General features: G+C 69.7%; 18 protein-coding genes. 13 read left to right on the top strand and 5 right to left on the bottom strand.

Annotated elements, in window-relative coordinates; all coding sequences use genetic code 11:
- Positions 1-21 precede the first annotated feature (21 nt).
- The 3 genes from VF584_18895 (at position 22) to VF584_18885 (ending at position 5,373) form a co-directional block, all read left to right on the top strand.
- Entirely contained in the window at positions 22-1,233 is a 1,212-nt protein-coding gene (locus VF584_18895; GenBank protein HEX8212251.1) for a DUF4861 domain-containing protein, read from the top strand.
- A complete protein-coding gene (locus VF584_18890) occupies positions 1,230-2,495 on the top strand; it encodes a hypothetical protein (GenBank protein ID HEX8212250.1) in 1,266 nt (421 codons plus the stop codon). Before VF584_18895 ends, VF584_18890 begins: the two co-directional genes overlap by 4 nt.
- Positions 2,496-2,619: 124 nt before the next feature.
- On the top strand, positions 2,620-5,373 hold the full coding sequence (locus VF584_18885) for a phosphoenolpyruvate carboxylase (GenBank protein HEX8212249.1): 2,754 nt from the start codon (positions 2,620-2,622) through the stop codon (positions 5,371-5,373).
- Between the two features lie 259 nt (positions 5,374-5,632).
- Here the strand turns inward: VF584_18885 and VF584_18880 are convergent, their stop codons facing one another.
- The gene (locus VF584_18880) at positions 5,633-6,187 is read right to left on the bottom strand and encodes an outer membrane beta-barrel protein (GenBank protein HEX8212248.1); all 555 of its coding nucleotides are present in this window, start codon (positions 6,185-6,187) and stop codon (positions 5,633-5,635) included.
- A 196-nt stretch (positions 6,188-6,383) separates the two neighbouring features.
- On the opposite strand from VF584_18880, the gene VF584_18875 reads away from it, so the two are divergent.
- A complete protein-coding gene (locus VF584_18875; protein ID HEX8212247.1) occupies positions 6,384-7,208 on the top strand; it encodes a hypothetical protein in 825 nt (274 codons plus the stop codon).
- Here VF584_18875 and VF584_18870 read toward each other — a convergent pair.
- Positions 7,180-8,880: a PAS domain-containing sensor histidine kinase gene (locus tag VF584_18870; GenBank protein ID HEX8212246.1), complete on the bottom strand. Its 1,701-nt coding sequence runs from the start codon at positions 8,878-8,880 to the stop codon at positions 7,180-7,182. The two genes, VF584_18875 and VF584_18870, sit on opposite strands and share 29 nt — an antisense overlap.
- Positions 8,881-9,107: 227 nt before the next feature.
- Complete coding sequence (locus VF584_18865; protein ID HEX8212245.1) at positions 9,108-9,485, bottom strand: hypothetical protein; 378 nt, start codon at positions 9,483-9,485, stop codon at positions 9,108-9,110.
- Positions 9,486-9,706: 221 nt separating this feature from the next.
- Here VF584_18865 and VF584_18860 point away from each other — a divergent pair, with 221 nt between their 5' ends.
- The 6 genes from VF584_18860 (at position 9,707) to VF584_18835 (ending at position 15,969) form a co-directional block, all read left to right on the top strand.
- Positions 9,707-10,516, top strand: a complete 810-nt coding sequence (locus tag VF584_18860; GenBank protein ID HEX8212244.1) for a TlpA disulfide reductase family protein — start codon at positions 9,707-9,709, stop codon at positions 10,514-10,516.
- Between the two features lie 261 nt (positions 10,517-10,777).
- The gene (locus VF584_18855) at positions 10,778-11,581 is read left to right on the top strand and encodes a lysophospholipid acyltransferase family protein (protein ID HEX8212243.1); all 804 of its coding nucleotides are present in this window, start codon (positions 10,778-10,780) and stop codon (positions 11,579-11,581) included.
- A gap of 263 nt (positions 11,582-11,844) precedes the next feature.
- Positions 11,845-13,164 carry a pyridoxal phosphate-dependent aminotransferase family protein gene (locus VF584_18850; GenBank protein ID HEX8212242.1) on the top strand — a complete coding sequence of 440 codons (1,320 nt, stop codon included), beginning with the start codon at positions 11,845-11,847 and terminating at the stop codon, positions 13,162-13,164.
- Positions 13,161-13,859, top strand: a complete 699-nt coding sequence (locus VF584_18845) for an acetoacetate decarboxylase family protein (GenBank protein ID HEX8212241.1) — start codon at positions 13,161-13,163, stop codon at positions 13,857-13,859. Before VF584_18850 ends, VF584_18845 begins: the two co-directional genes overlap by 4 nt.
- Entirely contained in the window at positions 13,793-14,755 is a 963-nt protein-coding gene (locus tag VF584_18840) for a diacylglycerol kinase family protein (GenBank protein HEX8212240.1), read from the top strand. Before VF584_18845 ends, VF584_18840 begins: the two co-directional genes overlap by 67 nt.
- Positions 14,752-15,969 (top strand): alcohol dehydrogenase catalytic domain-containing protein, encoded by a 1,218-nt coding sequence (locus VF584_18835; GenBank protein ID HEX8212239.1) that lies wholly within the window; start codon positions 14,752-14,754, stop codon positions 15,967-15,969. Before VF584_18840 ends, VF584_18835 begins: the two co-directional genes overlap by 4 nt.
- 261 nt (positions 15,970-16,230) lie before the next feature.
- On the opposite strand, the gene VF584_18830 is transcribed toward VF584_18835, so the two are convergent.
- Positions 16,231-17,376 carry a hypothetical protein gene (locus VF584_18830; protein HEX8212238.1) on the bottom strand — a complete coding sequence of 382 codons (1,146 nt, stop codon included), beginning with the start codon at positions 17,374-17,376 and terminating at the stop codon, positions 16,231-16,233.
- A gap of 223 nt (positions 17,377-17,599) precedes the next feature.
- Between VF584_18830 and VF584_18825 the strand changes: the two genes are divergently transcribed.
- Together VF584_18825 and VF584_18820 are read left to right on the top strand one after the other, a co-directional pair.
- Entirely contained in the window at positions 17,600-17,737 is a 138-nt protein-coding gene (locus tag VF584_18825; GenBank protein ID HEX8212237.1) for a hypothetical protein, read from the top strand.
- Between the two features lie 418 nt (positions 17,738-18,155).
- The gene (locus VF584_18820) at positions 18,156-19,328 is read left to right on the top strand and encodes a hypothetical protein (GenBank protein HEX8212236.1); all 1,173 of its coding nucleotides are present in this window, start codon (positions 18,156-18,158) and stop codon (positions 19,326-19,328) included.
- 3 nt (positions 19,329-19,331) lie between these two features.
- On the opposite strand, the gene VF584_18815 is transcribed toward VF584_18820, so the two are convergent.
- On the bottom strand, positions 19,332-19,580 hold the full coding sequence (locus VF584_18815; protein ID HEX8212235.1) for a hypothetical protein: 249 nt from the start codon (positions 19,578-19,580) through the stop codon (positions 19,332-19,334).
- Between the two features lie 265 nt (positions 19,581-19,845).
- Here VF584_18815 and VF584_18810 point away from each other — a divergent pair, with 265 nt between their 5' ends.
- Entirely contained in the window at positions 19,846-20,520 is a 675-nt protein-coding gene (locus VF584_18810; protein ID HEX8212234.1) for a hypothetical protein, read from the top strand.
- Positions 20,521-20,853: the final 333 nt, after the last annotated feature.

Here is a 20,853-nt window from a genome sequence, read left to right as displayed (position 1 = left end):
ATGATCTTCAGGGGACGTACCATGAAACATCTACAAACCTGCATCCGCGCCTCGGCGCTCCTCCTCGCGCTCGCGGCGCCGCTCAGCGGGCAGCAGCGGGGGGCGCTGGTCGTGCGCACAGAGAACCGCCTGGCGGCGGAGCGGCCGGACGAGACGATCTCCATCGCGTGGAGCGCGCTGCGGCAGGCGCTGCCGGGCGTGCTGCCGGACAGGGTGCGCGTGACGGACGCGGGGACCGGCGTGGAGATCGTGTCGCAGCCGCTCGACGGGGACGCGGACGGGACCACGGACGAGCTCCTCTTCCAGGCGAGCTACCGGCCGCGCGAGACGCGTGACTTCGTGGTGGAGGCGGTGGCGCCGCGCGACTCCGTGCGCCCGCGCGTGCACGCCCGCCACGACACCCATCGCGACGACGTGGCGTGGGAGAGCGACCGCATCGCCTTCCGCATCTACGGGCAGGGGCTGTGGCAGGCGAAGGAGTTCGAGCCGCTGGTGAGCAGCGGGATCGACATCTGGCCGAAGCGCGTGCGCGACCTGATCGTGGACCGCTGGTACGCCAAGGGCCACGACGCGTACCACCGCGACACCGGCGAGGGCGCCGACTTCTACTCCGTCGGCACCACGCTGGGGGCAGGCGGGAGCGCGGTGTGGCGCAACGGCACCCTGCACCGCGCCAGGAACTTCAAGACGCACCGCATCATCGCCGACGGTCCCATCCGCGCCGTCTTCGAGCTGGGCTACGAGCCGTGGGACGCGGGCGGCATGCAGGTGTCCGAGACGAAGCGCATCAGCATCGACGCGGGCCACAACTTCTTCCGCCAGGAGATCACCTACCGCACGCAGGGCGGCGCGGAGATCCCGTACGCGGTGGGCACGGTGAAGCGCGAGGGCATCGTGGGCGCCTCCAGCCGCTCCGGCGCGTGGGCGTGGGTCACGACCTGGGGCCCGGTCGAGAGGAAGAACGGCGGCCACGGCAGCCTGGGCACCGCCATCCTGATGGAGAAGACGCGGATGGAGCCGCGCGAGACGGACGACCACTACCTCGCGATCTCCACCGCCCGACCCGGCGTCCCCACGGTGCAGTACGTGGGCGCGGGATGGACTGCCAGCGGCGACTTCCGCGCGGTGGAGGACTGGTGGCGCGCGACGGACGCCTTCGCCGCCCGCCTGGCGAACCCCATCCGCGTGACGCTGCGCCGCAACGGGGCCGACCTCCCGGTCTCCGCCCAGTGACCGATCCGCGGGGGATGACGCGGCGGGAAGCGCTGGGCGCCCTGGGCGCGCTGGCGCTTCCCATCCACCCGCTTCCCCGCCCCGCGCCTTCATCCGACTTCGCCGAGGCCGCAGGCCCGGACCTCGGCAACCTCTACGGCACCGTCGAGTGGCTTGCGCGGGAGAGCGCGCCCACGCTCTCCTTCCTCGACCCGCGCTGGCGCACGCTGGCCGCGTGGAAGGCCGCCGCGCGTCCCGCCCTGCACCGCCACCTTGGGTTCGACCCCACGCCCCTCCCCGTCCGCGGCGAGACGACGGCGCGCGACCCGCGGGACGGCTTCACGGTGGAGACGGTCTCGATCCACGCATCGCCCGCGTACACGATCCCGGCGCGGGTGCTGGTGCCGCACGGCCGGCGCGGTCGGCTGCCGGCGGTGATCGCGCTCCACTGCCACGGCGGCCAGTACGCCTGGGGAGCCCGCAAGCTCGTCACCAGCCCCGACGATCCGCCCGCGCTCGCCGAATACCGCGAGCGCCTCTACGGCCGCGCGTACGCCGAAGTCCTGGCGCGGCGCGGCTTCGTGGTGATCGCAATCGACGCCTTCTACTTCGGCGAGCGCCGCCTGCGCCCTGAGACGCTGGCCCCCGCGACCATCCCCCCCGAGGCGCGCGACGCATTCCGCTCCCTCGCCACGCACGCGCCGGGGACGGCGGAGCGCGTCGCGGCCGAGAACCGCGTGGCGTCGGCGTACGAGGCGGTGGTGGCGAAGACGCTGCTCGCGTCGGGCGCCTCGTGGCCGGGCCTGCTGGCGTGGGACGACCGGCGCACCATCGACTACCTCGCCACGCGGAGTGACGTGGACCCGGCGCGGATCGGGTGCATCGGCTTCTCGGGCGGCGCGTTGCGTGCATCGCTGCTGGCCGCGGCGGACCCGCGCATCCGCGCCGCGTGCGTCACCGCCTGGATGGTGGAGATTGGCTCGCTCCTCCCGTCCCACGCGCGCCGCCACACCTGGATGGCGTACACCCCGGGCCTGCGCCGCTCGCTCGACCTGCCGGACGCGGCATCGCTGATCGCCCCCGGCGCGCTCCTGGTGCAGCAGTGCGCCCGCGACACCCTCTTCCCCATGCAGGGAATGCGCGCCGCGACCGGCAAGCTGGCCAGCATCTTCGCAAAGGCGGATATCCCGGAGCGCTTCCGCGGCACGTTCTACGACGAGCCGCACTCCTTTCGCCCCACCATGCAGGACGAGGCGATTGCGTGGCTGGAGCGCTGGCTGTGAGAAAAGCAATCTCACACAGAGACGCAGAGGAAAACGGAAAGAGCACAGACGGCTTCTGCGAATTCCTTCCCTCCTTGTAGTTTCCTCTGTGTCTCTGTGTGACGAACCTTCACCGCATCCGCGAATGTCCGAAGACCTCCTCTGGAACGCCGAATCACAGGCCGAGCGCCTCGCGGAGCTCACGGCCGAAGACGCGCGGCACAAGGAAGCCCCGCTGCGCCGCGACGTGCGCTCGCTGGGCCGGCTGCTGGGCCAGGTGATCCGCGAGCAGGAAGGCGACGCGCTCTTCCAGGCCGTCGAGCAGCTCCGCCACCTGGCCATGGGGCACCGCGAGCTGGAGGACGAGGGCACCGGCGGCGTCACGGACGACGACCGGATGCGCGACGCCGAGCGCATCGTAAGCGGGCTGGAGCTGGGGGAGGCGTACCGGCTCACGAAGGCGTTTTCGATCTACTTCGACCTCACCAACCTCGCGGAGACCCAGCACCGCAAGCGCCGCCGGCGGGGGGCGCAGCTCCAGCCGGGCGCGCCGTCGCAGGCGGGCACCATCCGCGGCACCCTCCAGCGCCTGCGCGACGCGGGCGTGGGCAAGGAGGCGGCGCTGGAGTTCCTGGCGCGCATCCTGATCGTCCCCGTCTTCACGGCGCACCCCACCGAGGTGTCGCGCCGCACGGTGCTCTTCAAGCGCGGCCGCATCGCCGAATCGCTGGAGCGGCTCGACCGCCTGCCGCTCACCGGCGCCGAAGCCGCGCTGCAGGAAGCCGCCATCGCCGCCGAGATCACCGCGCTCTGGCAGACGGACGAGGTGCGCCGCCGCCAGCCCGCCGTGGCCGACGAGGTCCGCATGGGGCTCGACTACTACCCGCGCGTCCTCATCCCCACCCTGCCGGGGCTCTACTTCGAGATCGCCGACGCCTTCGAAGCCACGTACGGCGACCCCGTCCCGCCGCGCACGCTGCCGCAGGTGGTGCGCTTCGGCTCGTGGATCGGCGGCGACCGCGACGGGAATCCCTTCGTCACGCCGCAGGTCACGCGCGAGGCGCTGCAGCTGGCCCGCGAGACGATCCTGGACTACTACGTCGCCGCGCTGGAGGAGCTGACCGAGCGGCTGAGCGCCTCCACACGGCAGGTGGAGGTCAGCCCCGAGCTGCGCGCGGCGCTGGATCACTACGCGGAGACGATCCCCTCGCTCGACCCGCACCCGGAGACGCGCTCCACCACCGAGGTGTACCGCCGCTTCCTGGGCTACGTGGGAGGCCGGCTGAACGCCGCGCGCAACGACCCCGCGAACCCCGCCGCCTACCCGGACGCGGCCGCCTTCCTCCGCGACCTGTGGCTGGTGCGCGAGAGCCTGGTCGCCAACCGCGGCGAGCGGCTGTCGCGCCTCCTCATCGGCCCCATCCTGCGCCAGGTGGAGACGTTCGGCTTCCACCTGCACGTGCTCGACATACGCCAGCACGCGCGCATCCACGAGCGCGCCCGCGCCGAGCTGCTGGGCCGCGGCGCCGAAGCGCTCCCCGAGGCGCCGTCCGAGGACGCGATCAAGCTGCTGGACACCATGCGCGCCATCGCCGACCTCAAGCACGCCTACCCGCCCGAGGCGATCCAGCAGTACGTCATCAGCGGCGCCACATCGGTCGAGGACGTGCTGACCGTCGTGCGCCTGGCCGAGCTGGCGGGCGTCTCCGTCCAGGCGTCCGAGGGCGATCCGGGGCTGATGCCGGTCCCCCTCTTCGAATCCATCGAAGACCTGCGCAACTGCCCCGCGATCTGCCGCGAGCTGTGGACGCGCCCGGACTACGCGCGCCTCCTCGACTCGTGGGAGCGGCGGCAGGAGGTGATGCTGGGCTACTCCGATTCCAACAAGGACGGGGGGATGCTCACCAGCACCTGGGAGATCTACAAGGCGCACCGGACCCTGCACGAGGTGGCGCGCGAGTGCGGCGTACGCCTGCGCCTCTTTCACGGGCGCGGCGGCACGGTGGGGCGCGGCGGCGGGCCCACGCACCGGGCCATCAGCGCGCAGCCGCCGGGCGCCTTCGAGGGGGAGCTGAGGATCACCGAGCAGGGCGAGGTGCTCAACTGGAAGTACGCGGACACGGTGCTGGCCGAGCGCAGCCTGGAGCTGATGATCGCCGCCTCGCTCGACGTGCTGGCCCGCGGCGCCGGCCCCGCGCCGCGCGACGACCGCTGGGAGGAGGCGATGGAGACGATGTCGGCCGACGCCTACGGATTCTACCGCGAGCACGTCTACGACAACCCGGACATCCTCCCCTACTTCCAGCAGGCGACCCCGGTGGCCGAGCTGGAGCACGCGCGCATCGGCTCGCGTCCGGCGAAAAGGGGCGAGAGCCGGGGCCTGGACGACCTGCGCGCCATCCCCTGGGTGTTCGGCTGGATGCAGAGCCGCCACGTGCTCCCCGCCTGGTTCGGCGTGGGCCACGCCCTCGAGCGCTTCGCCGCCCGCGACGGCGGCGAAGCGCTGCTGCGCGAGATGATGGCCGCCTTCCCCCTCTTCCACGACCTGGTGCGCAACGTGGAGATGGGGATGGCGAAGGCGGACCTCTCCATCGCCCACCGCTACTCCGAGCTGGTGCCGGACGCCGCGCTGCGGAACCGCGTCTTCACCCTCGTCGCCGGCGAGTTCGAGCGCACCCGCCGCATGATCCTGCGCGTCACCGGCCAGACGCGGCTCCTGGAGGAGAACCCGGTGCTCGCGCGCTCCATCCGCCTGCGCAACCCGTACGTCGACCCCATGTCGCTCATCCAGGTCGGTCTCCTGCGCCGCAAGCGCGCCGGCGAGGCGAGCGACGAGCTGAACTACGCCCTCGCGGGCACCATCAACGGAATTTCGGCGGGGCTGCGGAACACGGGGTGAGGGGCGGGCCCCCACCCCCGCTCGTCAACTCGCGGCCCCTCCCCCAAAAACTACCTGGGGGAGGGGCGTACGCGTGGATCTCCGCGGGTACCCGGGATCTCCGTAGGGGCGCGATTCATCGCGCCCGTGTCACGCGCTGCACCGCACCCATGCGGCACCCGAGACCGCTTCAGCGGTCTTCCCGTCGTTCCAGCCGGGGGCTTCAGCCCCCGGCAATGCGTCGCCGGTGCCCGCGTCCCGCACCAATCCCGCCCCCCCCTCAGAACAGCGTCACCCCCACCAGCACCTGGTTCCGCTCCAGATCCGGACTCTGGTCATCCGACGCGGAGTCGCTCATGCGGCGGTACTGCGCGTCGATGCCGAACATCCGGGTGATCTGCCAGCGCAGGCCGAGCTGGAACCCGAGCTGCGTGCGGCTGTCCTCGATCTCCGGCGTGGAGTCACCGACGTCGTCGTAGCTCATGCGCCCGAGCCCCGCGTGCACCCCGGCGTACGGCGTGATGGGGACGACCGGCAGATTGAAGAAGTAGTTCGCCTCGGCCAGCACGCCGAAGCTCTGCGTCTCCAGCTCCGCCTCACGCGCGCGTCCGTTGGCGTACGCGCTTACGCCGAGGCCGATGTTCATCGGCAGCACCAGCTCCGCGCCGAGCGAGAAGCCGTCCTCGGAGGGGATCTCCTGGTCGCGGTCGGCTCCCTTGGCGGTGCTCTCGTTGAAGAGGAAGTGCCCTTTCAGCGCGAAGCCGGCCTGGGCGTTCACGGGTGCGGCGGCGGCGGTCAGCGCCACCGCTGCAAAGAGCGGGATCAGTCTGCGCATGGTTTTCTGTGGTCGATGGTTAGTCGGTGGGGACGACGCCCCACCTCTGGTGACAATCGTCATGTACAGCCCCCTGCCCACCCCGCAAGCACGGCGCCATCGTGCACCCGGACCTATGAGTGCCAGGGGACGTGCGATCCGGTAGCGCCATCAACGAGCTTGTTCGCAGTGTAGGAAAAAGTATATAGTTCGAGCCATGGCACTCGAGATCCAGAACACTGCGGAGCGTCGCGACATCTCCGCCGAGTGGAAGCGCGTCGGCGCAGGGTTCTCGGTTGCTCCGGCAGCGTACCCGGTCGACATCGAGGCGCTGGTCGGGCGCACGGCGAGGCAGGCGCCCGCCGATCACCGGCTCTTCTTCGTCGCTGCGAGCTGGATCGGTGTGCACCACATGCTGGTGGACATGCGGCGCCTTGGGCGGATACTGGAGAAGCTCGAAGAGCTCGGTTCGGCAGTCGCGGGAGCGATGCTCGCGGTGGCGAACGAGGTCGCCGCATCGGACCGCCTGCTGGCGGCGCAGCGGTACTGCAGGCCGCTCCATGAGCCACGGGTGCTCTTCGAGAGGATCGCGGCGGACCCTGTGCTCGCCGCCTTCGCGCGCGACCAGTCGCTCCCGCTCTTCTCGCGCTGGGGGCTCTGGCACGATGAGATCTCCCTCAAGACCGCGGCCATCCGCCCCGTCCGCTGGATACTGAAGCACTGCCCGGAGCTGCGGGTTCGCGCACTGATCGGCGCAAGCCTGGAGGGGCAGATCGTGGAAGCGCTGCGCGAAAAGCCCCGCAGCATCGCGGAGCTCGCGCGCGTCACGGGGGCGACGTACGCCGCGACGCACGAAGCCGTCACGCGCCTGTACGCGCGGGGACTGGCGGAATCCCTGCGCTCGGGAGCGAAGAGCGCCGTCGTCCTGCCGCGGCGGATCGCGGTGTGGCTCGATGCGTACCCACCGGCGGCGAGCGAACGGAGCCGCATCGCCGAAGGCGCCCGAGACGGCCCTACTTCTCCGCCGGAAGCCGCAGCGTAAAGGTGCTCCCCTCCCCGGGCGAGCTGCTCACGTCCAGCTCGCCGCCCATGGCGCGGGCGAGATCGCGGCTGATGGCGAGCCCCAGGCCCACGCCCTCGCGCGGGTTGCTGAGGCGGCGGTCCACCTGGATGAAGGGGTCGAAGATGTTCTGCTGCTGCTCCGGCGCGATCCCCGGCCCGTTGTCGCGCACGCGGATCGCCACGCGCCCGCCATCCGCCTCGCAGCCGAGCCTGATCCACCCGCCGGTTGGAGTGAACTTGACGGCGTTCGCCACCAGGTTGAGCACGATCTGCCGCGCGCGCTCCCGGTCCGCCAGCACGCGGAGCGATGCGTCGCACTCCTCGATGGAAAGCTCGATCTTCTTCGCCTCGGCCAGCGGCGCCACGAGCGGCTCGACGCTGGTGAGGATCTCGCGCGCGGCGAGCGGCTGCACGTCCAACTCGATCTGCCCCGCCTCCACCTTGGCGAAGGCGAGCACGTCGTTGATCAGGGTGAGGAGATGCTGCTGGCTCGCCTTGACCCGCGCGAGCGCCGCGTGCTGCGCCGGCGTCACCGAGCCGTGGATCCCCATGTCCACCAGGTCCACGTAGCCGCCGATGGCGTTGAGCGGGGTGCGCAGCTCGTGGCTCATCGACGCCAGGAAGTCCGCCTTGGCGCGGTTCGCCGTCTCCGCCTCCGCGCGCGCGGCCTCCGACTCGGCGCGAGCCCGCTCGCTCTCCCGCAGCAGCCGCTCCACCTCGCGCCGGGCAAGGACCTGCTCGGTGACGTCCGTGCCGTGCGCGATGATGCCGGAGCGGGTGCCGTCTGCCTCCAGCAGCGGCAGATACGAGAAGTCCAGGTACCGCTGCTCGGGCGCGCCGCCGGGCGAGCGGGCCAGCTGGATGGGGATCTCGCGCCCGATGTGAGGCTCGCCGCTTTCCAGCACGTGATCGAGGAGCGCCACGAACCCCTGCTCCACGACCTCCGGGAGCGCCTCGCGCACGGGCCTGCCCAGCAGCTCCCGGTGCCCCACCACGCCGTAGTACGCGTCGTTCGCCAGCTCGAAGACGTGATCGGGCCCGCGCAATACGGCCAGGAAGGCGGGGGCGCGCTGGAAGACGTACTCCAGCCGCGCGCGCTCTACCCGCAGCTCTTCAAAGAGGCGGTCGCGCTCGTCCTGCAGGGCGCGGGCGCGCACCTGGCGCGTCGTCTCGTAGCAATTGATCAGCGCCGCGCCGATCTTCCCCGACTCCACCACGATGGGGCTGTACGAGAAGGTGAAGTACGCGTCTTCCACGACACCGTGGCGCTCCACGCGCAGGCGCAGGTCCTCGAAGTACACCGTCTCGCCCTGGAAGACGCGCTCGAAGAGGGGCGCGATCTCCCCGCTGATCTCGGCCCAGCTCCACAGCACCGAGCGCCCCAGCCCCGCCGGGTGCTTGTCCCCCATGATGACGCGGTAGCTGTCGTTGTAGATCTGGAGCAGATCCGGGCCCCAGCAGAGGTTCATCGCGATCCCCTGCCGCAGCACCAGCCCCGCCGCCGTCTTCAGGCTCTCCGGCCACTCCTCCACGGGCCCCAGCGGCGACGCCGCCCAGTCCTTGCCGCGACACAAGGGCCCCATCTCGCCCGCCGCGGGAAAGAGCGTCTCGTGAATGTGCTGGCGTGGCGTGGCCGGGCTGGGAGAGTGCATGTGCCTGTCGTGAATGGTCTTGCTCGCGAAATTTCGCGCGTGCACCACGCACAAAGCTCGCCTGCGATCTCGTGCGCGGGCGACGAAGACGCGAGCGGCCCGAGCAAGCTGCCCCGGCCGCTCGGCTTCGCCGTGCCCCGCCGGCTGTGCAGAACACCCCCGGCACTCGCGCGAGTGCCGGGGGTGTTCTGTGCTTGCATCCGGTGTCGTCTGGCCGGCACCCGCCCTCAGCGGCCTGACACCACTATGTTCGGCTGCACGTTCCAGCGGACCCTGTTCACGCCCATGGTGAACGGCGGCGAGGTCACCGTCGTCCCGTTCCCCACCGGGCGCGCCTGAAGGCGGAACTGGTCCGCCCCCGTGGGCCCCACGAAGCGCAGCGTCGTCGTCGAGTCCGCCAGCACCCGGCCGAGCATACGCCGCGAGCCACCGAGGTCGAGCAGATACACCGTCCGGTCGTACGAGGGGACGGTGTTGTTCACCACCTCGATCTCCACGCCCGGCGCATCTTCGCCCTCACGCGCGGGGGACGTCGCGCACGCGCCCGCCGCCACCGCGAGGGCGAGCGCTGCGGGGATCCGGCGGAGCGTGGCGAGCGGCTTCATGCGGACCTCCGGGTCGGCGTTGCGGTTCCGTCGCGAGTAGCCAAACATGCTCCGGCGGACGCGAGGGCGCAACGCGGAAGGGCGTTGCGGTTATTCGCCAGCGGTGGTACCGTCGCTATGCGCCCCATTCGCACCCATCTGACCTGCCTCCTTCGCGGGGTGAAGCGGAGTGCATCGGGGAGCGGCTCGGACGCTCGAACGTCCTGCACCTACGGGTTCCAATGCTCAAGCTGATCTGGATGATCCCGGTGCTGGCCGTGGCCGTTGGTTGCTCCGATGGAAAGGTAACCAGGCTCGCCAGCGACAACGGGAAGCTCGCGCTGTCGTATGCCTGCACGGATTCTGTCCCGCGGCCGCTCGACCCCGGTGCCGGAACCCTCGTCCGCGACCTCGTGGTGCGGGAGACGTCGGAGCACATCATCGCCGCTCGAGGGACCACCGCGCGCTCGGCGGAGTCGGATGCCGTTCGGGCGGCGCACGCGCGCGGGGACATGCCGGCGCTTGAGCGCGCGGTCGCAAGCTACGTCTGCGCGCACGGCACACCTCCCACCCGCCCGCCGCGCTTTCCCGAGATGGGGAGCACACCGCCCGATTTCGTTCTCGCGCCCCTCGGTGCGGCGAAGCCGGCCGTCCCGACCCGCCTTTCCGACCTGAAGGGGCGCGCCGTGGTGCTGGTCTTCTGGTCCACGTGGTGCAAGGCGTGCCGCGACGAGTACAGGGTGCTGCAGGAGCTCGCCGCACGCCCGGCGACCGAGCGAGTGTCGACCTACGCGATCCTCAACGGTGACTCGGAGGCGACTCTGCGTGCGTGGCAGGAGGAACATGGCTCGGGCGTCCCCTTCATCGCAGATCCGGACGAGCACATTGCGCGGCTCTTTCGCGTGCGTGCCGTCCCTTACACGCTCGTCGTGCGGCCGGACGGGAGCGTGCAGGCCGCGGGACACGTGAGCGCCGGAAAGCTCAAGAGCGTCGTCGCCGAGGCGCTCACCCACGCGCCGGGTGAGCGGCGGATGTCATACCGTCCGTCATAGACGCAGGAGAGAACTGCAACTGCATGGCTCACACAGAGACACAGAGCCACAGAGAGAACCGCAAAAGAGTTTCTCCGTGGCTTTCAGTTCCCTCTGTGGCCTCTGTGTGAGGCTTTTTCCTTCCGTTCTCTCCCTGCGCCTCCGCGCCTCTGCGTGAGGCAAGCCCCGGCGGCGGGATTGCCCAACGGCGTATTTCGTTATATTCCTAGTTGGCAAATCCCCGTCGCTCCCGGCGTACCGTCCGCCCCACGATCCGCTTCAGTGCTCCGACGACTGATCTCCCTCTGGTCCTGGGCGAGCATGCTGCTGGTGGGGCTGGTCTGGGTCCCCACCATGGCGCTGCTGTACGTGGTGACCGTCCCGCGCGATCCGGGGCGGTACGCGGTCGGCTGGTGGTTTAGGCGCGCGGCGGTGACGGTGGTGAAGCTCAACCCGCTCTGGCGCTTCCGCACCGAGGGCGTGCGCATCACCGATCCGCGCCGCCCGTACGTCGCCGTCGCGAACCACGAGAGCATCGCGGACATCTTTTTGATCAGCCTTCTCCCCTGGGAGATGAAGTGGCTGAGCAAGCAGGCGGCCTTCAACATCCCGCTGATGGGGTGGATGATGCGCATGGCCGGCGACGTGGGAGTCGCGCGCGGGAGCACCCGCAGCCGCGGCCGCGCCCTGGAGCAGTGCCGCGACCGGCTGGAGCGGCGCGTATCGATCCTGATCATGCCCGAGGGCACCCGCACGCTCGACGGCCGCCTGGGCCCGTTCCAGGACGGCGCCTTCCGGCTGGCGGTGGAGACGAAGTGCCCGGTGCTCCCCATCGCGGTTGCGGGAGCCAACCACGCGCTCGCCAAGGGAAGCTGGGTGATGAACCCCGCCCGCGCCGTGGCGCGTGTCCTCCCCCCGGTCGAGACGGACGGACTCACGCTGGCCGACGTGCCCGCGCTCCGCGACCGGGTGCGCGCGATGATCGACTCGGCGCGCGACGAGCTGCTCCACGAATTGGGCCCGCAGAACGGCCCTGTTACGTTTCAGGCGGCTTCCGGGGTTGCGGAGCCCGAAACGCTTGGGTAGCGTAGTGGAATGCGGGTGATCTCCCGCGAGCAACAAGGCCAGACGCCGTACAGACCCGCTGCATCGCGACCCGGCGCTTGCCGGCCCATCACGACCCGCTTCCGAACCGATCTCGTCCCGCGCCCAGACAGAGCCGGGCCGCCGACCATCCCGACGACGTCCCGCGAGCCATGCCCGTCCCCCCCGCCAGCCGGCGGGGCAGGAGCCGCTCAGCGGGCCCGCCGACCCCCACGCGGGTGGCGGTATCCACCTGGAGGAGCCCCATGGAGAGTGTGAGCACCGCCGCGGTACAGCCGGACCGCTGGCTCGATGAAGTCGAGGCTCCCGCGCCCCCGCGCGCCGCGGAGCACGACCTCAACAGCTTCTACTACTCGAGCAGCGACGACGTGCTGGCGGTGCTCACGCCGTACAACGCGTGGTACGACGAGGTGCGTCCGACGGGGTACTTCCTCCTCGGCCAGCCGATGGCCGGCGCGCCGCGGCCCCAGGTGGAGGTGCAGGAGCCGATCGGCCACCGCCGCCTGCAGCTGCTGAACCTCTCGTCGTACAACTACCTGGGTCTCTCGTACCGGCAGGAAGTGGTCGACGCGGCCAAGCACGCGCTCGACCGCTACGGCCTGGGCGCCGCGGGCTCGCCCATCCTGAGCGGCACCATGGAGGTGCACGAGGAGCTGCAGAACGAGATCGCGCGCTTCAAGGGCACCGAGGCGGCGGTCATCTACCCGTCGGGGTACTCCACCAACGTCGGGCTCATCTCCGGGCTGATGCGCGCGGGCGACGTCGTCATCATGGATCAGAACGCCCACGCCAGCTGCGTGGACGGCGCCATCCTGAGCAAGGCGGACACCCGCTTCTTTCGGCACAACCAGCCGGAGAACCTGGAGAAGCAGCTCAAAAAGGTCGCGGGCAAGAAGGTGTTGGTGGTGGTGGAGGGCGTCTACTCCATGGACGGCGACGTCTGCCCGCTCCCCGAGATCGTGGAGGTGACGAAGCGGTACGGCGCGCGCATTATGATCGACGAGGCCCATTCCTCCTTCATCTACGGCCCCAACGGCGGGGGGGTGGCGGAAAAGTTCGGGCTCAAGGACGAAATCGACATTCACCTGGGGACGTTCAGCAAGGCGCTGGGCGGGATGGGGGGCTACGTGGCCTGCTCCCTCCAGATGAAGCGCTACCTGGACGCCTTCTCGCGCTCGCGATTCTTTTCGTGCGCGCTGGCGCCGGTGATCACGGCGGGGGTGCTGGAGGCGCTCCGCATCGTGCAGCGCGAGCCGGAGCTGCGGGACCGGCTCTGGGCGAACGTCGCGCACATGCGCGGGCTGCTCGCCGAGCACGGCGTGGACGTGGGCGAGTCCACCTCGCAGATCATCCCGGTGATGGTACGCGACGACCGCCGCGTGATGGGGATCGGGCGGCGCATGCAGGAGGCCGGGCTGTACGTGCAGCCGGTGAAGTACCCGGCCGTCACCAAGAACCGGTCGCGCTTCCGCATCTCCATATCCGCCGCCCACGAATTCGCGCAGCTCGAGCGCGCCAGCGAGATCCTGGTCTCCGTGCTTCGCCAGGAAGGAATCCTCAAATGAGCCAGGATGGCACCACGGTCTACGTCTTCCGCAACGCGGTGGGCGGTTTCTTTGAGTTCCCGGTGGAGCAGGCCCGCGCCATCCTCCCGCGGCACCTGCAGCCGGCCGAGCTGCACCACGGCTCCGGCATCCTGTCCGTCATGGCGTTCGACTTCAGCGAGAGCATGGTGGGCGCCTACCAGGAAGTCATCCTCGGCATCCTGGTGTCGCCGCGCGTGGAGCCGGGGATGGCGATGCCGCACTCCGCCTTCTACCCCTATCTGCTAGCCACCACCACGCGCGAGGCCCGGGAGCACGCCATCGAGCGCTGGCACCTGCCGCACTACATGCGCGACGTCCAGATGTCGATGGAGCCGGACGCCGGCGACGGCCGCATGATGGTCCACGTGTCGGACGAGGGGCGGCCGATCGTGGAGATGGCGATCACCTCGCACGGATGGCGTGACGCCGCGCAGCTCCACCAGTCGTTCATGTTCGACGAAGCGGGCGGATTCCTGGCCGAGATCACCATGCAGGGCGCGCTGAGCGAGAGCGAGGAGGAGGGCGGCTACCTGAAGCTCTTCCCCCACCCGATGACGGAGCCGCTCGCCGACCTGGAGGAGGTGAGCGAACTGCCGATTCGCGAGATGTGGATGCGCGGCGGGGTGCAGACCTTCCAACCGCTGCGGGAGCTCGCCGTGACGGTGCAGCCGTGACTCACCGGGTATGCGTCATCGCGAACCCCGCCGCCGGAAGGGGGCGGGGTTCGCGCTTGCTCCCCCGGGTGAAGGCCGCGTTCGCCGCGCACGGGGTCACCGACGTGCGGGTCAGCACCGGGCCGGGGCAGGAGGGCGAGCTGGCCCGGCGCGCCATCGAGGAAGGCTTCGACACGCTGGTGGCCGTGGGCGGTGATGGCACCTGGAGCAACGTGGCGAACCAGATCCTCAGCTCGGGCGCGGACGTGCGCCTGGCGCTGCTCGCGGGAGGCACCGGGTGCGACTTCGCCAAGACGACCGGCTCCCCCGCGGGCGATCCGGAGGCCACCGCGCGCCTGGCGGCCGAGGGCCCGGACACGCGCGTCGATGTGGGCCGCATCGAGGACCGCCACTTCCTGAACGTCTCCGGCTTCGGCTTCGACATCGCCGTGCTGGAGGACGTGGGGCGCATCCCGCTGCTGCGCGGCAACGCGCTGTACATGTTCTCTGCCGGCCGCCAGCTGTTCGGCTACCGCGGCGTGGACATCGGGCTGACCTCGTCCGCGGGCACCTGGCGGGGACGGCACCTGATGCTGATCGTAGCCAACGCGCGCAACTTCGGCGGCGCCTTCGCCATCGCGCCGGGCGCATCGCTCACCGACGGCATGCTGGACGCGGTCAGCATCCTGGACGCCTCGGCCGCGCGCCGCATCTCCATCTTCACCGCGGCCATCAAGGGAACGCACGTCACCGCGCCCGAGGTCAAGGTGGAGCAGGCACGCGCGTTCACGCTGGACTTCGACTCGCCCCCCGCCTACGAGACGGACGGCGAGTACAACCGTGCGAGCAGCGCGCGGCTGGAGATCACGTCTCTGCCGGCCGCGCTGCGGGTGGTGACGCCGGGGGTGCCGGCGTGAAGGCGGTCACATTCGCGGCGCCCATCCCGCGCTACCTGGTCACCGCGGGCGCGGGACGGCTGAACTCCGGCCTGTACGTGGGGCCGCACTCCTGCACGCGCCTCTCGGAGTCTCCCTCCCCCGCCCTCCCCGGCCCCGACTGGGTGCGCATCCAGACGCGGATGGGCGGCATCTGCGGAAGCGACCTCGGCATCGTGACGCTGACCGCATCGCCCTCCACATCGCCCTTTTCCTCCTTCCCCTTCACCCCCGGCCACGAGAACGTCGGCTCGGTGGCGGAGCTGGGCGCGGCGGTAAAGGGGTGGGGCGTCGGGCAGCGCGTGGTGGTGAATCCCCTGCTCTCCTGCGTCCCGCGCGGCATCGAGCCGGTCTGCGCCGGCTGCGCGGACGGCCACGCGTCGCGCTGCGAGCACTTCACCGATGGCGCACTCGCGCCCGGGATGCTGATCGGCACCACGCGCGGTCTGGGCGGCGGCTGGGGCGAGGAGTTCGTGGCGCACCAGAGCCAGCTCGTTGCGGTGCCGGACTCGCTGGCGGACGAGGAGGCGGTGCTGATCGAGCCGCTGGCCTGCTCCGTCCAGGCGGTGCGCGCCAACCTGCCGCCCGCCGGTGCCCGCGTGCTGGTGATCGGCTCGGGCGCAATCGGCCTCGTCACCGTCGCCGCCCTCCAGGCCCTCTCCCCCGCCGCCGACGTGACGATCGTGGCGCGCTACCCCTTCCAGGCCGAGCAGGCCGAGCGCCTGGGCGCCGCCCGCGCCGTCAGCGGCCGCGGCGACTACTTCGAAGCGCTGGCCGAGATATCGGGAGCCCGCCTTCTCAAGCCGATCATCGGCAAGCGGATCGCGGTGGGCGGGTTCGATCAGGTCTACGTGTGCGTGGGCGGCGTGCGCGGCATGGAGGACGCGCTCCGCTTCACGCGTTCCGGCGGCACCATCGTGCTCCTGGGGAACAGCACGCAGCTCAACGGCATCGACTGGAGCCCCGTCTGGCTCAAGGAGCTGACCATCCGCGGCAGCCTCTGCTACAGCGGCCACTCCCACGGCGGCGCCGGCGCCCACGCCTTCACCGAAGCCGCGGCCCTCGTCGCCGACGGTCGCGCCCCCCTCGCCCCCCTCCTGACCCACACCTTTCGCCTCGACCAGCTCCGCGACGCCCTGCTCACCGCGATGGACAAGAAGGGCAGCGGCAGCATCAAGGTGGCGTTCCGGTACTGATCAGCTGAGCGCGGGCGGAGACCGCTCGAATGGGTCATCGGCGGCAACCCCCTCACCGGAGGGGTTGCCGCCCGTGTGCAAGCAGAGTGGCCGCTGAGCCGTGCGTAGACATTCGCAACGCGGCGCCGGGTACTCGCAATGCGGTGGTTCCAGTTGTCTTGGCCGCTCCATGACGCCGGGCTGATGTCCGGCCGGTAACCGTCCCCCACGTAAGGCACTCCCTCCAGCGCGGCTACGCCCACCTACCAGAGGCAGCCCGACCTATCCCTCGTCACCCACTCGCCGCCTCAGCCTCCGGACGATCTCCGGCAGGTTTACGTTTATCCCTTTCATTTCCAGCGGGGTGATGCTGACGAGTCCACCAAAAAGCGGCTCATCAGCCGGATCCGGCTCGGGTTTCGAATGCCCCAGGGGCAGCATACCAAGATTGTTCACCTCCATGGAGCCCCCGAGCATCTGCCTATATTGGAAATTCGAAATTTGAAGTGCTTCCAGCTGTGCGTCCTTTGCTTGCACCAGTGCGCTAGCGATAGCCAACTGACCCTTCAAGTGGTGCACGTTCGCCTGCAGTTGCAGAGCCGCGATGTTTGGTGTGCTCGCGACTGCGGAATCCAGATTAGGAGCGTCAGGCAGCTGGAGGTACGTGTCCAAAGCCTCCCGGACACGATCCAAAGCTTCTGCGCCATCCCGAGGCCGGACGCTGAACAGTATCTGCCCAGCACGATTACGCACATCCGTGTCCGCGTCGATCCCGAGATCCTTTAGAAACTGTGCGAAGTAGAGCAGATACTGGCCACACGCTGTCTTGACCGGTGCCGGGAAGTCAAACAGCGTTACGATGGTGTCGCGCTCGACGTCTTCTGAAAGGCATGTTTCGGCGTGTTCCACAACCGGCCTTATCAGACCTTCCCAGAATTCGATTTCCTCCCCGATCGGAGTCTGCGGGTTTCGAATCAGACATGTCACACCAAACCCCTCCCCCATGATCACGTTCCCTGTGCTGAACGAGAGTCCTCTTATTGGCTCCGCCTGAAGGCTGTCCCGGACTGCTTCACGGAGACTGCCAATGCTGTACGGGCCAGCCCACTTTCTGATGTCGATGCGGTAGCTCAAGTAAAGGCGCCAGCGCTCGCTCGGAGCTTCCCACTCGATCCGGGACAGTCGTCCCAAGTTGATCCATGCAAGATCCTCGAAGATGCGTATGTTGCTGAATCCTACGAGGTCAGCTAAGGAGCAGCGCTTCACAGCTTCAGCATCCGGCTTAGTTCGAACCAACAGCATATACGCCGGCTGCGCGCGCGAGGTCGCTGTCAAATCGGCGTTCTCCAGTGATGCACCGTCGATCAGCAACACGTTCCGGGCAGCTTGCCCCGGCACTTCTTCGCGGCGAATCTCAATCGTGGGCATAGCCTGGTGAATGCTGGAGAAGAGGAGCTCTGCGCGAGGGCCACCGTGTAACTGAATTTTGCCGGCAACGGATGAGTTAGCCACCGGGGAAACAGAGTATGAGTCAGTTGCCGAGCCACATTCCACGAATGCTATCGCCGCCCAGCGTAGATGGACAGAGAGCAACGCACATACGCGACAGAGTAACCATCGCCGTTTCTATTGTGGCCCTGGCGATGGCCCCGTGCAGGTCTGCCTGTACTTCTGCCCCCCTCACCGCACTGCTGACCCACACCTTCCGCTCTACCAGCTCCGCGACGCCCTCCTCACCGCAATGGACAAGAAGGGGAGCGGCAGCATCAAGGTGGCGTTCCGGTACTGATCGGCTGAGGGCCGAGACCACCCGTAGAACATCGGCGGCAACCCTCGACCGAAGGGTTGCCGCCACCTGGTGCGCCTGCAGGCAATACTCCTTCCGCTCACATTGAGACGGATGCGTGGGCTGGCGCTGGGAACCGGACAGAACGTACACTCCGAAGCGTGCGAGTGTTGGCCGAAAGCGGACCTACATGAGCCTGTCAGCTAGGTGAATGCGAGCAGCAAGCAATCCTTTGAGCACCCGGCGGAGCGCGCACTATACTCGCCCGGTACAACGGGCCAAATAGATGGACCCCATTCCTCCTGCGCCTCTTCTTATGCCGCCCCCCAAGCGACCGCCTCCGAAGAACAGCCCGACCTTCCCCCCGGCCCCAAGTTGGCCGCGTGACGAAACCGCCCTCCTGGCGGAGACGGACGCACCGTTGGCACTCCTGCTGTGGCAGCGCGTGCGGGACGTGCGCCTCTGGGCGCTCGCGGGGGAAGGGAGCCGCGCCGGACTCTTCACCGGGCAGGAGCCGGAAGTGCTTGGATGCCTCTCTGAAGCCCTGACGATCCCTATGCGTGCGCTCGGCGCGCTGGTGCAGTACCCGGAACACGTGAGCGGCCCCGGCATGTCGGCCGCGTGCCTTGCGATCAGCGAGTGGGCTGAAGGCGAGCTCATGCCGGAAACGGCGCTGCACTTCGCGGAAGCCGCCGCGCTGGCCGACCCCACAAGCGCCCGCGCCGCCGCTCTGGCGGGGACCGCGTGCACGGCACAAGCTGCTGACCAGCGCGCCGAACTGTGGCTGACCAGGGCCGTCCGGACGGCGCGGCGCACGCAGGATTGGGAGTGGCACGCACGAGCGTATCTGCGGCTCGGCTTGCTCTTCTACGAGCTTGGCGACGTGGCGCGCGCCCGGCGGGCACACAACCGCGCACGATGGTCCGCGTTCCGCTCCGGGCACTACACCTTCGCCGCGACGGCGCACCACAACCTCCTGCTGGTCGAGTGCTCGGCCGGGACCTTTGCGGCGGGCGACCGGCACGCCCGGCTCGCCCTGGACCTGTACTCGGCTCGCCACCCCCGGCTGCCGCACCTGGCGCACGACGTGGGATGCCTGATGGCGCTCCACGGTGCTCACGCGGATGCGCTCGCCGTGCTGGACGCGGCGCTGCCATTCTTCTCAAGGCCGTGGGAGCGTGTGGCGATGATGGGGACGGTGGCACTCGCGGCTGCCGGTGCGGGTCAGCGGCAGCGGCACGCGGAGGCCGTCGCGGATCTGTTGCTGCTTGGCTCCTTGGCTGAGACGCATGCGGCCGGAGCCCTGTCGCTGGCGGCGGAAGGCGCGGCCCTGCTGGGTGACGCTGAGCGCGCGCACGGTCTGGCCGCGCGCGCGCTGGAGCTGGCAGAGCGCCGCCGGGAGCGGGAACCGCTACGGCGGGCTCGACGGGTGCTGGACGGAGTGGGCGGGGACCAGCGAGAGGCACCGCCCCCCGCTGATCGTGCCGCCGCACTCCGGTCCCTCTTCCTGACTCGCCTGCGCGACCTGCGCGCCAGCCCTGAGGCGGGTACGCGGGTCGACGTTCGTCAGTTCACCATGTCCGGCCGTACGTAGGACTCAGCCCCCGCCGCCCATCCCGATGCCGCGTCCGACCGCCGTTGTGGTGTCGGGCGTGTTTTCCGTCGTTCCGGCCGTGCCTGCCTCATCCGTCGTGTCCGGCGGCGTCACGATCCCACCGCCACCCATCCCGAGACCGTCAAAACCCGGCCGCGACGGAGCCGCGCCGCTGATGGAGCCCACATCCGCGCACGCTGCCAGCGCGGAGCACGTCAGAAGCACGGCCAGGGCAATCCGGGGAGCTTTCATCTTTCGCCATCCTGTTGTGTAGTGGGGGAACTGCGAAGGGTCCCCAATTATGATGCGCGGCGTACCGTTTGCGCCAGTTACGTGGGCTTGTCTCTCAAGCGCCCGATCCGACTCAGTGTAAACCAGCGCCCGGCCGGCACGTGCGTGCTACCGGCCACGGCGTGCGCGTTCAGCCAGACCGCTCGTCTGGATCGAGGATGCCCCCACCACGTAGCGTCTGCAAAGGCGAAATCGCCCATGTCAGGCCACCTGGGGGGAGAATACGATGCCCGAATCGCAGCCAACCCGCTGGCGTTGGACGCGCGACGAACGGGACGCGCTCCGCTTCCTGCGCCTGCTGGCGATTCGCCGCGCGGGATACGAACTGCAGGGGGTGCGCGGCTGGGCTCACATCAACGACGTGCGCGACCACCTGGCCGGGTATTTTCCGGAAGTTCTCCCCCGGCTCCACAAGCGGGGCCTCGTGACCCATGCGGACGTGCGCGCCCCCGGCCAGAAGCGGCCGGTGTGGGTGTATCGGATCACTGAGCGGGGCTTGGCCACGATCAACGAACCCGACCCAAAGGAGCACAAGGCCGTCCCCCGGCCGCGCATGGATGACACCGGCAAGGCGGTGTATGCTCCGAGCCGCCAGCGCGGCGCGCTCGGGCTGCTGCGCGAAGCCTACGACGACCCGGCCGTGCCGGAGCGGTTCGGCGGGCGCGGCTGGGTGAGCGGACGCGAGCTTGGCGCACGCGTAGACCTGCACAACTTCACACAACGGCGCGAGCGTCAACCGCACATCGCGGTCGACGGCACGGACCTTCACTGGCTCACCCTGTGGGGCTTCGCGGAGCGCCGGAACGACCCGGACCGGGCAGGGGTGGTCTACTGGCGCGCCACCGAGGCTGGCAGGGCGGTGCGCCTGCTGGACTGGAAGACGTTGTCGGCGTGGGAGTGATGCCGCGCGCCTGACAGCGGTCCTGCACGGGGCTGCGCGCGGAGCTGGTCGGGGCCGAGGACGGTGAGCCGGCGCCCCCCGCAGGCTCTGGCGATAAAAGACGAATCGACCGGCCCGGGCACCGACCAGGCGGGCGGCACGAGTGTGGCACCAGCGCCACTACCTGTGGCTTAAACCGGGTCGTCCATGTCCCAGGATTCGTTCGCCTCGTACGATCCTCTGCTTGAACTCCGTTGCGCGGCACAGAAATGTGGGTTTCCGCCGCGCGGACCAACACATGCGTGCTCCTGACCAGTAGCTGCACGCCAGCGCCCTCCCCCACCTCCCCCGCCC

It is taken from the genome of Longimicrobium sp. (assembly GCA_036389135.1).
Taxonomy (GTDB): domain Bacteria; phylum Gemmatimonadota; class Gemmatimonadetes; order Longimicrobiales; family Longimicrobiaceae; genus Longimicrobium.
This window is presented reverse-complemented; position numbering and strand designations above follow the sequence as displayed.

What these genes read in the sequence shown, in the direction of transcription:
- VF584_18830 (HEX8212238.1), bottom strand. Translation starts at nt 17,376, where the DNA reads ATGCCCACGATTGAGATTCGCCGCGAAGAAGTGCCGGGGCAAGCTGCC.
- VF584_18850 (HEX8212242.1), top strand. Translation starts at nt 11,845, where the DNA reads ATGGAGAGTGTGAGCACCGCCGCGGTACAGCCGGACCGCTGGCTCGAT.
- VF584_18860 (HEX8212244.1), top strand. Translation starts at nt 9,707, where the DNA reads ATGCTCAAGCTGATCTGGATGATCCCGGTGCTGGCCGTGGCCGTTGGT.
- VF584_18870 (HEX8212246.1), bottom strand. Translation starts at nt 8,880, where the DNA reads ATGCACTCTCCCAGCCCGGCCACGCCACGCCAGCACATTCACGAGACG.
- VF584_18875 (HEX8212247.1), top strand. Translation starts at nt 6,384, where the DNA reads ATGGCACTCGAGATCCAGAACACTGCGGAGCGTCGCGACATCTCCGCC.
- VF584_18885 (HEX8212249.1), top strand. Translation starts at nt 2,620, where the DNA reads ATGTCCGAAGACCTCCTCTGGAACGCCGAATCACAGGCCGAGCGCCTC.
- VF584_18815 (HEX8212235.1), bottom strand. Translation starts at nt 19,580, where the DNA reads ATGAAAGCTCCCCGGATTGCCCTGGCCGTGCTTCTGACGTGCTCCGCG.
- VF584_18865 (HEX8212245.1), bottom strand. Translation starts at nt 9,485, where the DNA reads ATGAAGCCGCTCGCCACGCTCCGCCGGATCCCCGCAGCGCTCGCCCTC.
- VF584_18895 (HEX8212251.1), top strand. Translation starts at nt 22, where the DNA reads ATGAAACATCTACAAACCTGCATCCGCGCCTCGGCGCTCCTCCTCGCG.
- VF584_18880 (HEX8212248.1), bottom strand. Translation starts at nt 6,187, where the DNA reads ATGCGCAGACTGATCCCGCTCTTTGCAGCGGTGGCGCTGACCGCCGCC.
- VF584_18810 (HEX8212234.1), top strand. Translation starts at nt 19,846, where the DNA reads ATGCCCGAATCGCAGCCAACCCGCTGGCGTTGGACGCGCGACGAACGG.
- VF584_18845 (HEX8212241.1), top strand. Translation starts at nt 13,161, where the DNA reads ATGAGCCAGGATGGCACCACGGTCTACGTCTTCCGCAACGCGGTGGGC.